The sequence below is a fragment of the Facklamia sp. P9177 genome (assembly GCF_050409585.1).
Classification (GTDB): Bacteria; Bacillota; Bacilli; order Lactobacillales; family Aerococcaceae; genus Facklamia.
In genome coordinates, this window is the sequence record NZ_JBNUPE010000003.1 from 102,176 (window position 1) to 114,996 (window position 12,821).

Consider the following 12,821-nt stretch of genomic DNA (forward strand, 5'->3'; position numbering starts at 1 on the left):
ATTATTTTGCCTCCTTTAAATTAATTGAAATCTCACCAGCTGTTTTAGAAGGTTTTCCTTGAATAAAGGAATCTAAGCTTCTCTTTTCCTGTTTAGCTGGATCCTTAGCCAAAATCTCTGAATTTTTGACTTGTGGCTTCACTTTGAAACGATTTACCATTCGCGATGCTTTTTGAATTGAATCAATTGGTGATTTTTTCTTGTTTTTCTTAAGCATATTTGAAACAAAGTTCGATGTCATTTCTTTAGTCGAGTCATTTAATTCTGAAACGGATGTTCCGACATCACCGATAGCAGTAAATAACGGATCGGTTTTTCCTAATTTAGCATTTAAATCATCTACAAGTGTATTTGACTTGTTCAGTAAACCTTCTACCTCAATTGATAGATGGTCAACATCTTTAGTCACCACATCAATGGTATTATTTAATTTGCTCACCGTTTCCTTCAGATTTGTCAGAATTTCACCAATTTTCATCAAGGTCATCGATAAGAATACAACGAGAATTGCAAAGGCTAAAGCTGCAATCATGGCTGCAATTTGACCAATTGTCATATCTAATCCTCCTTTGCTAAGTTACTAGCTTAAATATATCATGAAAGCGCATTTAACTCAAAGATAAGGGCTTAGAAATGAGCTATTTATTTATTAATTTTTTCTCACGCCCTTGTTGGAAGTTTGAAACCCTTAACTCTTTTAAACTTGTACGATGCAAGAAAGCATTTATTCGTTTTAAAATCATATTTCGAGTAATAATACCAATGAATTTCTTTTCTATATGGTTTTCAACCACACATAAAAAATTATTATCTACCAGTTTATGCAAAATTGATTCGAGCTTTTCGTTCATTGTTATAAATTCTGGTTTCCTTAAGTCTAAATGCTTAATTAATTTATAATTAAGGTTGTCAAAGTCTATGTCTTCTAAAGTAATAGCTTCTTTAACAATCATGTTAATACTTACTAAGCCCACTATTTGACCATTTTGATTGACCACAGGAATCATCGAATAATCGACTTGATTAAGGACTAATAAGCCGTGAATTAATGAATTAAAGTCATAAAGATAGACTACATTATCAGCCGGGATAATAACTTCTTTTAGATTTTCAACAATATTTTTTGATAAGTTAGGATCTATCAAGATCAATCAGCTCCATCTAGTTTAAAATAATAAGACAAATCTTCTAACTGTATTGCATGTGAATTATAATAATCAACCTTAATAAAGTCATCGGAAATTTCAACTATAGAAAATGTTTTTTCTTGAATTTCGCCCCTTGCTTTTGCAATGGAACCAGGGTTCATAAATAAGATTCCTCGCTTCATTTCAGCATATAGGCGATGTGTATGGCCGTGGAAAACATATTTGGCATTCTTTTGTAAAGCTAATTCTAAAAGATTAATGTTTCCTTGATTTACTTGATACAAATGGCCATGAGTAATCAAAATTTTTCCCTTAGGGGTCGATAAAATTTCGCTAGATGGATAGCCTGGAGAAAAATCCATATTTCCTGCTACTTTAACATCGACAGCCTGCCAAATAGGATCATCAAATGAAAATTCTGAATCACCACAATGAATAATATAATCTACTTTATCCCTAAACTGCTGAATGATGTTTTTTACAATAGAGTAATTTCCATGATTGTCACTTAATACTAACAATTTCATCTCTATCCCTCCAACCAATCATTTAGTTTTTCTTTTAACTTCTCCACTGCTTGGCCTCTGTGAGAAATTTGGTTCTTACGTTCCGCAGAGATTTGAGCAAAGGTTTGTTGATCTTGAGGATAGTAAAATAGTGAATCATAACCAAAGCCACCCTCACCGATAGGCTCTTTGGTAATGATTCCTTCTACATTACCTTCAACAACTAATGAATCTTTTTGTGGATCTGCTAATACGATAACGGTTGTGAAATAGGCTTTTCGTTGATCACCGTTAAATTCTTTCAAATTTTCTAAAAGTTTCAAACGGTTTCTTTCGTCATTTTTTTCTTCTCCAGCATAGCGAGCCGAATAGACACCCGGCTCATTATTCAGTGCTGGAACACATAAGCCTGAATCATCTGATAGGGCTAAGCAGTTCATTTCCTTAGCGATTGTTTCTGCTTTTAAACGTGCATTCTCCTCAAATGTTGTACCTGTTTCTTCTACTTCTGGAATTTCAGGATAATCAAGCAAAGATTGAACTTGTAAATCAAAAGCTTCAAAAAGAGCTTTAAACTCTGCTATTTTTCCTGGATTATGACTAGCTATAATCAGTTTCATAAATTACTTCTCCTTTAATTTCACATTTTCTGACATCAAGATCTTTTCGAGCTAGCCAGTCGCTAGCCATTCGATCAAAGTGTTCGATGTCTCCTGTTGTATAGAAAGTTTGTGTAGGAGATTGTTGTAAGGCATCATTTGCTGTTCGACTTAAGTTAAAATAATCCAACAGCATACTAACATCATTAATTGTTTCAACTCCTGAATCAATCAGATGAACCTTAGGACCAACTACTTCTTGAATTAAACCGCGCATGATTGGATAGTGGGTACAACCAAGTACTAATGTGTCAATTTCTTTTTTTAATAGCGGGGAAAGTTCTTGCGACACTTTTTCTTTAGCTTGGCTACTATAAATTTGGCCAGTCTCTACCATTTCAACAAAAGACGGACATGCAAGTCCTTCTACGACCACATCATTTTTTTTATTGATAATCGTTTTTTCATAAATTTTACTCTGAATAGTTCCGATCGTTCCAATCACACCGATTTTTTTATTATTAGTTTGGATAATGGCAGCTCGACTACCGGGTTCAATTACGCCAACAACAGGTATGGGTAAAGTTCGCTTCAAATCTTCTAAAGCTGCAGCAGTCCCAGTATTACAAGCAATCACAAGCATTTTAATGCCTTTTTCACGCAAGAAAATGCTGAGTTGCCAAATATACTTCTTAACTTCATTTAACGGACGCGGACCATATGGACAACGAGCATTATCACCAATAAAAAGAACGGATTCATTAGGAAGTTGTTTTAAACTCTGTTTAACAACTGTTAATCCGCCGAATCCAGAATCAATAAAACCGATGGGTAAGTCTTTCATAAAATTCTCCTCACTTCACAATTATTATTTTAACATATCTATGCAAAAAAAGAATGGAAGTCATCTTGTTATTTACTAAAAAACAAGGCCCTTAATTAACAACCTACTGAAGTTGTTTGCAAGGCCTTGTTTTAAAATTAATTAACTTTTTTCTCGTTTTTCCATATAGCAAAGGACTTTTTAAAACTACCAATTAATCCTTTTTCACTATAAACTAGAACATTTGATTTATAGAACACAACCGATAACCAAATCGATAAGGCTAAGAAAACAATCGCAACTAATACCGATAACCATATTTCACTAGTGGCAACTGTGTCATTAGCCAAACGGAAAGGCATAATAAAAGGCGTAAATAATGGGAAATAGGAGCCTAAACGAACAATGGCTGAGTTAGGTGACTGCATACCGTATAAGGCAATATAAAAGCCTGCTACTGCTAATAAGGTGATTGGGGTGATCATTTTATTGACGTCTTCAGTTTTAGAAACTAATGAACCTAAGAAAGCTGCAAGTATTGAATAAATTGCCATTCCTATAACAGCAAACAATATTCCATATAATATCACCGGTCTAGCTTGTGAAATATAATCGCTGATTATGGCCGGATCAAAACTTTCGCTCATGGCTTGTGTGCCAGCTTGAATATTTTCCATATTTTCAGATGAGTTTACAAAAAATTGGGCTAATACTAAGCCGGATACATAGGAAATAATAACTCCTAGTATACCATATATGACTAATTGAGTAAGAATTACCAAGCCCACTCCAATCAGCTTACCTAAAAAATGCTGGGTAGCGGTGATACTGGAGAGAATAATTTCCATGATTTTAGAGCCCTTCTCTGCCGCAATTTCTTGAGAGACTATGGATACGTAACTCATAATAAACATTAAAACCACAAAACACACTACATAAGCCACTCCAATTTTAGCGGCAGTTACTGGATCATTTTCTGAAACCTCTGTAACAGCGCCATCATCGTCTGGTTGGATGCGAATAGTTTCAATGTCAACAGCACTATCTTTTAATTGATTCACTTCTTCTTGTTTTAAATTAAATGCTTCTGCTTGTTTTTGAATGCGATATTCTGAAAGTACTTCTTCGATATTATAAGTGGCAATATTCTTGCCTGAATTATGGCGATAGAACTTAGCATTAAGATCTACATTTTCACCTTCAACAACTAAATAACCATCAATTTCTTCTGCAAATAAGGCTTCTTCAGCTTGCTTTTCATTTAAGTCAAATTGGTAGTCATTTTCATCTTCTATTGCAGCAATCAATTGATTAATCTCTGCATTTTCAGATACAATTCCAACATTGCCGACTGAAGAGCTGGATTGGTCAAGATAAATAAAATAACCGATTGCTAAAATAACCAACCCCATAATAATGGGGCCTGCTATCATCCAGAAAAAAGCCCAAGACTTCACATTTTTCCGATAAACCTCTTTTGCTACAAGCCACATTTTATTCATGAATTCGGTCACCTGCTTTCAACTTAAATATTTCCTCTAAGGTCGGTGGTTGTTGAGAGAACATTGGGATAAATTGTCCTTGAGTGATTATTTGGAAGATGCTAGGACCAAATGATTCATCGCTAAGATTTAAGGTGTAATGATCAGGGCTGGTACGAACTACCGAATCTACCCCTTCAATTTCTAGCAGGCTAGCTTCATTCCACTTTTTACTTTCAATATAAATGCGAATACGTCCAAACTGTTCTCTAACTTCATTAATCGAACCGTAAAGAACTTGCTCACCATCAAGAATCATGGCTAACTTATCACATATTTGTGACACATTTTCCATATTATGACTAGAAAAGATAATGCTCGATCCACCTTCTTTTAATTCTAAGATGCCTTGTTTTAAAAGGTCAGCATTGACTGGATCTAGGCCGGAGAATGGCTCATCTAAAATAACTAATTTAGGTCGATGGATTAATGTAGCAATCAATTGTATTTTTTGCTGGTTTCCTTTAGAAAGCGTATTAATCTTATCTTTTCGTTTACCTTTTACGGCAAATTTATCCATCCATTCATCTATTTGAGTGATAATATCAAGGTGTTTCATTCCTCTAAGGCTAGCGAAATAGACAATTTGTTCTTCAATAGTCATCTTTTCATAAAGACCACGTTCTTCTGGTAAGTAACCAACTAAATCATATAATTGATTATTAATCGGCTTTTGATTCCAAGTAACTAGTCCCCCAGGTTCAGGATTTAAGAAATCTAAAATCATTCGAAAAACAGTTGTTTTCCCTGATCCATTTGGACCAATAAATCCCATAATCGTTCCCGATTCAATGTCAAAAGAAACATTCTTTACAGCTTGAAAACTACCAAATTTCTTGGATAGGTTTTTTACTTCTAACATTATATCCTCCTCTTAACTTTTTATGATTATTTCACATTGTCTAGCAGCGGATCAGTATCTTCACTGGTTGGAATCACTTCTTCTTGAGCCGCTTTGTCGCCAAATATTTCCGTCAAATCGACTAAATGAATGTTTGATCGATCATCTAATTTAAGCGTGATTGTTTGTCCTTCTTCTACAAATGGTAGGTAATCATTCAATTTTGCAGGCACTTGATAAACATTACCATCTAACATGAAATAATAGAAAGTTTCCCCCTCTTTTATAACAGCTTGGATTTTTTCAACTTTTCCGGTTACTTTTTCTAATGTGTCCTCATTGATTGCCTCTAAAACCACAGGATTATCTTCCCCATACTTTTGGATAAGCTGAGTCATATTGCTAGCAATGTAGACTTTCTGATAATCTTGAACATCTACTAAGCTATAATTTTTAATAAGACCGGAAGAGTCTTTTAAAGTTAAAATATACATAGGATTGCCTTGTAAGTTAATCAAGAGAGGGAATGTTGCAATATATCCTTTTTCTTGAACAGACCCTTCAGCTGAAGCCATAGCAGAGAACTCTTCGGCAGCAGATAAATTGTACATAGTAGCTTCTTTGGTTCTTAGATTAACTAATACAAAGCCAATGTTTGATTCATCTGATACAACAGAAGTGATACCAGTATAGAGGTAAATATCATCATTCATTGGTAGATAATTATAACCTTTGGAGGTTTCTGTTACGCCTTCTTTGGCAAAAACTGAGTTCCAAAAACCATTTTTATATTTACCGTTTTGGTCTAACTGGTGCATGATTAAGTCAGCAGAATAAACGCGGTCTACCCAAGATGGGATCTCATCCATGGAGTATTTTTGGTGTTCTCCTGTCATCGCATTAACAATAATTAAACCATTAGGTTCTGGCTCATTAAGAAAGAAATTTCGTCCATAGCTAGTAGCTATATAATAAGGATTGCCCTCATCATCGATTTCAAAGTCAGGGCTTTCAAAAATACTGAATGGATAATTGAATCTTAAATGTCTAGAAATATTCCGACCGAAATGATCTGAATAAGAATATCTAATCGGTTTTTCAGGTGTTTTTACTTCCACTTTTCCAGTAACATTATCAACTTGAAGATAATGTGGGATTCCTTCTGAAAAGTTGTTTAACCACTTAAACAGTCCTGCATACTTCAAGGGAGTTACCCGGTAGGGTTCTGCTTCAATATTGATTTGGGTATATTCATCCGATACTTCAAATTGAGAAACAAGCTCAGTTAAAGCTCCTAAATAGCGATCTCCAAGGCGCACTGCTGTATCTCGATCCACTAATGGCACATTATCAATATTAACTTCAGGAAAAGTGGTCTCGAAATCTTTATTGACTGGTGAGATCATTTGACCATAATCTTTTGCCATAAAGAAAGGAGAAAAAACAAACTTCCCAATTAATCCTACTAATAAGACAATAACAACCGGCCAATAGAACAAGCGGTATTTCTTTGGCAATTTGCCGAATTTAATCTCAGTAACTTGATTAGGATTATTCTTGATCTGCTTGAACCACTGATTGGAATCTTTAATCAATTCGATGGCAAAAACACCGGCCACAATTAATAGAAGAAAAAACCAGCTTTGATAAGAAGCGTAATGGATAGGTGGTAGTGTGAGATAATAATAAACAAAGATAGCCAATGCTAATAATACATACAAATAGTTTGGATTAAATGAACGCTTGTTGGCTTTTTTATTAATCGTTTTTTCAGGTGTCACATCTTTAATAATCAATTTAAAACCCACTTTCTTTTTTCTGACTGAAATATGTAGAAATTTCTTTTATAAAAGGCTCAAAATGAATAGGACCCAAATTACTTTCATTTTGACTAATAGAAAAAGGAATCATTTTCTCAATAATATCTGCTGTCAATCTAACAGAGTCTTTCAAGCTGTCACCAGCGATTCGACTGGCAGTAATGATTGAAGCAACAGTGTCTCCAGTTCCAAATATGTAACCATCAAAATACTCGTGAACTACAAGTCCTTTTTCACCCGATTGGCTGGCATAGTAGAAACCTAAGCGATTATTATCACTTCGATCATCTTTAGCTCCTGTAATAATGACATTTTTACAACCTAAAGTTAATAATTCATCGGCGATATCAGCAATCTCATTTAATCTGAAGTCCTCTTTGTAGTCTCGTCCTAAAATCAAACAAGCTTCTGTTAGATTGGGCATGACTAATTCTGCATACGGTATTAATTCACGCAAATGATGAGCGACGTCTTGATCAAAACCAGCATAGAACTGACCATGGTCCCCCATAATCGGATCCATATATAATGCAATGTTTGGATTGATTTCTTTTTCTTTTAAAAGATAGGTTTTCAAATCATCTATCTGCTGAGTATCAGCAAAATAACCCGTTAAAATTGCATCAAAATGATAGTCAACTTGCTGCCAATGGTGCAGCATTTCTTGATAAGCATTTCCCATGGAATAACGAACTAAATCCCCTTTTTCTCCAGCATGCGAAGAAAGGATTAAAGTTGGCAAAATAGTAGCTTCTAATTGGGCAGCAGCTAAAACTGGCAAATTAATTGAACCCGCTACTCTTCCGGCACCAGGAATATCATTAACAACTAAAATAGTATTTGAATAATTATTGCGATTAAGTGAAAACATAAGAACCCCCTACATTTATATAATCATAGTACCTCTTTTAAGCAAATAAATAAAGATAATTCATACTAAAAAAATAGCAGAGACATTGTCTCTGCTAGGGTGAGTGGTTTATCTTGTTTATAAAACTGTTTCAATATCAAAAAACTCTCTGTCTTGCGATTCAGCCACGGCAATGGATGTTAGATGTCCAAGATAAGTATTGATACCTAATAAAATCGCATCATTTTGCTTGGCAGCTTCTTTAATGCCTGCCCTAGCAATTTCTTTAGCATATTGTAAAGTAGCATTGGTCAAAGCAATGGTGGAAGTTCTTGGGACAGCTCCTGGAATATTAGCCACTGCATAATGAATAATATCATGTTTAAGGAAAATCGGTTCCTTATGAGTAGTTGGTTTAGTTGTCTCAAAGTTTCCACCTTGGTCAACTGCAATATCAATTAAAACGGAACCTGGTCTCATTTCTTGAATGGTTTCTTCTTTAACAAGAACTGGTGCACGGCGTCCAGCTATTAAAACTGATCCGACAACTACGTCTGAATCGATCACAGCTTTATGAATGTTTGTTTCATTCGACATCAATGTCTGTACACCATTACCAAGAATATTTTCAATCTCAGCCAAACGTTGTGGATTAATATCAAGAATTGTCACATTAGCACCTAAACCGTAAGCCAATTTAGCGGTATTAAAACCGACAACCCCTCCACCAATCACTGTCACATTGGCACGACGAACACCTGGTACACCACCAAATAAAATACCTGGACCACCGTGGTTCTTTTCTAATAAACGCGCTCCGATTTGAACAGCCATTCGACCGGCTACTTCAGACATGGGTGTTAATAAAGGAAGTGTCCCCTTATCGGCAACCGTTTCATAGGCTACTCCAATTACACCCTTATCGAGCAAGGCTTGTGTTAATTCTAGTTCAGGAGCAAGATGTAAATAGGTAAATAGAATAAGTCCTTCATAAAAATAGTCATATTCCTCTTTAACTGGCTCTTTCACTTTAATAACCATTTCTGCTTTCCAAACTTCTGCAGCTGTTTCAACGATACTTGCTCCAGCATCAATATATTCATGATCAGTAAACCCTGAACCCAATCCAGCCTCTTTTTCAACAATTATCTCATTTCCAGCTGAAACAAGTTCTTTAATATTATTAGGGGTGAGTCCTACACGATCTTCATTTGCTTTCAATTCTCTAGGTACTCCAATTTTCATTAATAAATCCCTCCTTTGTTTTTTTATTATACCACATGCTCTTTTCATCACAAATAAATTATATGATTATATCTTAAAATTTAAAGGGCCCAGCTTCTGAAGTTGGGCCCTTTTCTTAGTTATTCTAAATATGCTTTTTAAGCACCTCAGTCAAACGATCTTTATCATGAAAACCGACAAGTTTTTCTACAACCTGTCCATCTTTTTTTATAACCATGGTTGGAATGGACATAATACCGAATTCACCGGCTATTTTAGTTTCTTCATCGACATTCATCTTGAAGAAATTTACTTGTCCTTCCATCTCTTCTGATAATTCATCAATAATTGGAGATTGCATGCGACACGGTCCACACCATGGTGCCCAAAAATCTACAATGCTTACTCCTTGTGCTGTTTTCGTTTGAAATTCTGAATCTGTAATTGCCTTAACCATCTTAAAGCCCCTTTCACTAATCACGTTGATAGATGTATCTTAGCACATCAAAAAGGTCTTTGACCATTTATATGCTTACTAACTAATCGAAGTAAACCCTTGTTGAACCATCTCCTCCAGCGTTTGGTGGGGAGTATTCGAAGTGATCGACATGAGGATGATTGCTTAATTGATCTTTGACACCCTGTCTCAATGCTCCTGTACCCTTACCATGGATAATGGTGACCAGTGAATGGTTGGATAGAAGAGCTTGGTCTAAATACTGTTTCAACTTACTCATCGCTTCTTCGTACCTCAAACCACGTATATCTAAAGTCGTTTTTACCTTAGATCCAGCTTGCCTTTGTACATTAACCTTCTGCTTAGGCTCAACCTTACCAATCGGTTTTAGCTCGTCAGCCGCAATCTTCATCTTAATAATGCCCATTTGAACAACATACTCATTTTTTTCAACTTGTTCAAGCACAGTTCCTCTTTGTCCATAGGATAAGACCTCGACATCATCGCCCACCTGAATCTTTTTAGACTTTTTAACCCGTTTTAAGACTTTATTCTTTTTCAAGTTTTCTGGTTGTTTTAATTGATCAAAAGCCTTTTTCTTGTCGATTAAAACATGTTCTTTAATGGTTTGATTTTGTCCTTGGACTAACTGTAAGTCTCGAATTTCTTGCAGCAATTCTTCCGCCTCTTTTTGAGCTTGTTCCACTTTCTCATTAGTCTGACGCTTAGCTTTTTCAACTAAGTCATGCTTTTGCTCAAGATAGCGGTCATATTCAGTTCGTAAATCTTGCCATAAGAGTTCTGCTTTTTCTAAGAAAGCTTGAGCTTCTTTATTTTTTAGCTCACTTTCTCTTCTTTCACGCTCTAATTTAGCAACCATTTCGTTCAAAGATTGACTATCTTGTGAAATTCCTTCTTGAGCCCCCTCTAATATATCTTGTCTCAAGCCTAATCTTCTTGAGATTTCAATAGCATTGGACCGACCAGGTACACCTATCATTAAGCGATAAGTTGGCGATAAGGTCTGAACATCAAATTCCATAGAGGCATTAATTGTTTTTGCTCGTTCATGGGCATAAACTTTTAATTCCGGATAATGAGTTGTTGCTAAAACAGTAGCCCCTACTTTCCTTAAATAATCTAAAATAGAAATAGCTAAGGCTGCACCTTCTTGCGGATCAGTTCCAGAACCGAGTTCATCAAATAAAACGAGGGATTGATAGTCTGCTTCTTCGACTATATTCACAATATTCGTCATATGACTGGAGAAGGTAGAAAGAGACTGCTCAATGGACTGCTCATCTCCAATATCAGCATAAATCGATTGGAAAACGCCTAATTGAGAACCAGAATCGCAAGGAACATGAAGTCCTGATTGTCCCATTAATTGAATGAGACCAATCGTTTTTAAAATAATCGTCTTACCACCGGTGTTAGGACCTGTGATTAAGAGAATATGATAGTTTTCACCAATTAATATATCATTTGCTACAATATCGTCCGAATCAATTAAAGGATGTCTGGCTTGCCATAGAGCTACTTGGTTATCAATTGAAAAAACAGGCTTTGTCGCCTTAATCGCTTTAGCATACTCAGCTTTAGATTGAATAAAATCTAATTGGGCAATCATGGATTGATTATGTTTAATTTCTTCAACATAAGGCGCAATCATTAAAGATATTTCAAGAAGAATTCTTTCAATTTCGGTACGCTCATCTATCTCCAATTGGGCTAAGCGATTATTTAACTCCACAACAACCTTCGGTTCCATAAAGACTGTCTGACCAGTTGCTGACTGATCATGAATGGTACCACCAAATTGACCTTTATACTCCGCCTTAACGGGTAGAACATAACGATCGTTCCTGATAGTTATTAAGCGATCGCTCAACTGATTCCCTTTAGTTTTTAGTAATTGATTCAGTTGGTTGCGGATTTGATTTTCTGTTTGACTTTGATTTTTTCTAATAGCTGCCAATTGAGTGGATGCGGAATTTAAAACCGCCCCCTCATCACTTACCGTTGATTGTATTTCTTTGATAACTTGTGGAAGACTCACGCATTGATCCACCCAATACTTCAATGAAGGATAGATTTTTTCTTCAGCTTCTAAATCAGCAAAAAATTGTGTTACTTGATTGGTAGTAGTCAATAGGCGGCCAATTTGTCCTAACTCCTTAGGGTTTAAAGCAGCTGAAATCTCCAGCCGTCTAAAGGCCATACTTAACGCTACTAAGCGAGGAATAGGTATGTTCTTACCTTGTTGAAGAATTGCTAAATTTTCTTCCACTTCCTCTTGCCATTTTTGAATTGTTTCCAAATCGGTGGATGGCTGCATTTTGAGAATCTTAGATTTAGCCATCTCGGTATTTGCAAAGTGGGAGACTTGCTGAATAATTTTATGATACTCTAATTTCTCCAAAGTTTTACTATTAGTCATCAAAGATTCCCCCTTTCCTATTAATAATCATTAGGATCCCAAGCCAAACTTCCCTACAAAGTCGGTCAAAATAGGCGTGGAATCCACCATTCTAAAAATCAATGGGTTGTTAACAAATTGCTGTTGGATAAATTCTATAGGAATTAACGATAATAAGTATAAAACCATAAATACGATAAAATAGACAACAGCGAAATTGAGTACACCACCAATTAACCGATTACTAATATTTAAAACACTATAATAAGTTACTTTGGTAAATAAAATGGATAATACATTCGTTAACAACCAGCCGATTAACCAGATAATTAGAAAAGTAATCAATTTATAGAAAGTTTGATCGAGTAGAAAAGTTTGAGCTTCCGTATATAGAGCGAGTTGACTATCTGGTTGGACAGCTGGAAATGGTATAATCATCTCCACCCACTTGCTCAAAACATCAAAATATTGTGTAGCAATGATATAGGTAATAATATAACCTAACAATCTTACAATCTGCATAATCATTCCTGACCGATAGCCAGAGTAAAAGGCGAAGGCCAAAATTAAAATTACAATAACACTTAACATAA

At 35.4% G+C, this 12,821-nt stretch carries 13 protein-coding genes; all 13 read right to left on the reverse strand.

Going from position 1 to position 12,821, the window contains the following annotated elements:
- Position 1: 1 nt before the first annotated feature.
- The 13 genes from ACQV18_RS02320 to ACQV18_RS02380 all read right to left on the reverse strand — a co-directional run bounded on the left by ACQV18_RS02320 (position 2) and on the right by ACQV18_RS02380 (position 12,819).
- Positions 2-556 (reverse strand): DUF948 domain-containing protein, encoded by a 555-nt coding sequence (locus tag ACQV18_RS02320; protein ID WP_428892487.1) that lies wholly within the window; start codon positions 554-556, stop codon positions 2-4.
- Positions 557-638: 82 nt separating this feature from the next.
- On the reverse strand, positions 639-1,151 hold the full coding sequence (gene cbpB / locus ACQV18_RS02325) for a cyclic-di-AMP-binding protein CbpB (protein ID WP_428874651.1): 513 nt from the start codon (positions 1,149-1,151) through the stop codon (positions 639-641).
- Positions 1,148-1,675 carry a metallophosphoesterase gene (locus ACQV18_RS02330; RefSeq protein WP_428872975.1) on the reverse strand — a complete coding sequence of 176 codons (528 nt, stop codon included), beginning with the start codon at positions 1,673-1,675 and terminating at the stop codon, positions 1,148-1,150. The genes cbpB and ACQV18_RS02330 overlap by 4 nt, the downstream gene beginning before the upstream one ends.
- A gap of 2 nt (positions 1,676-1,677) precedes the next feature.
- The gene (locus ACQV18_RS02335) at positions 1,678-2,274 is read right to left on the reverse strand and encodes an XTP/dITP diphosphatase (RefSeq protein WP_428872973.1); all 597 of its coding nucleotides are present in this window, start codon (positions 2,272-2,274) and stop codon (positions 1,678-1,680) included.
- Positions 2,255-3,097: a glutamate racemase gene (gene racE, locus ACQV18_RS02340; protein ID WP_428892488.1), complete on the reverse strand. Its 843-nt coding sequence runs from the start codon at positions 3,095-3,097 to the stop codon at positions 2,255-2,257. The genes ACQV18_RS02335 and racE overlap by 20 nt, the downstream gene beginning before the upstream one ends.
- 137 nt (positions 3,098-3,234) lie before the next feature.
- Positions 3,235-4,578, reverse strand: a complete 1,344-nt coding sequence (locus tag ACQV18_RS02345) for an ABC transporter permease (RefSeq protein ID WP_428872969.1) — start codon at positions 4,576-4,578, stop codon at positions 3,235-3,237.
- Positions 4,571-5,479, reverse strand: a complete 909-nt coding sequence (locus ACQV18_RS02350; protein ID WP_428892489.1) for an ABC transporter ATP-binding protein — start codon at positions 5,477-5,479, stop codon at positions 4,571-4,573. Before ACQV18_RS02350 ends, ACQV18_RS02345 begins: the two co-directional genes overlap by 8 nt.
- A gap of 26 nt (positions 5,480-5,505) precedes the next feature.
- Positions 5,506-7,254, reverse strand: a complete 1,749-nt coding sequence (locus tag ACQV18_RS02355) for a hypothetical protein (RefSeq protein ID WP_428876392.1) — start codon at positions 7,252-7,254, stop codon at positions 5,506-5,508.
- A 1-nt stretch (position 7,255) separates the two neighbouring features.
- Positions 7,256-8,149, reverse strand: coding sequence for a bifunctional hydroxymethylpyrimidine kinase/phosphomethylpyrimidine kinase (locus ACQV18_RS02360; RefSeq protein ID WP_428892490.1), 894 nt, complete (start codon positions 8,147-8,149; stop codon positions 7,256-7,258).
- A 117-nt stretch (positions 8,150-8,266) separates the two neighbouring features.
- A complete protein-coding gene (gene ald / locus ACQV18_RS02365; protein WP_428872963.1) occupies positions 8,267-9,373 on the reverse strand; it encodes an alanine dehydrogenase in 1,107 nt (368 codons plus the stop codon).
- A 124-nt stretch (positions 9,374-9,497) separates the two neighbouring features.
- The gene (gene trxA, locus ACQV18_RS02370) at positions 9,498-9,809 is read right to left on the reverse strand and encodes a thioredoxin (protein ID WP_428872961.1); all 312 of its coding nucleotides are present in this window, start codon (positions 9,807-9,809) and stop codon (positions 9,498-9,500) included.
- 82 nt (positions 9,810-9,891) lie between these two features.
- Positions 9,892-12,249, reverse strand: coding sequence for an endonuclease MutS2 (locus ACQV18_RS02375; protein ID WP_428872960.1), 2,358 nt, complete (start codon positions 12,247-12,249; stop codon positions 9,892-9,894).
- A 30-nt stretch (positions 12,250-12,279) separates the two neighbouring features.
- Positions 12,280-12,819 carry a CvpA family protein gene (locus tag ACQV18_RS02380; protein WP_428872958.1) on the reverse strand — a complete coding sequence of 180 codons (540 nt, stop codon included), beginning with the start codon at positions 12,817-12,819 and terminating at the stop codon, positions 12,280-12,282.
- Positions 12,820-12,821: the final 2 nt, after the last annotated feature.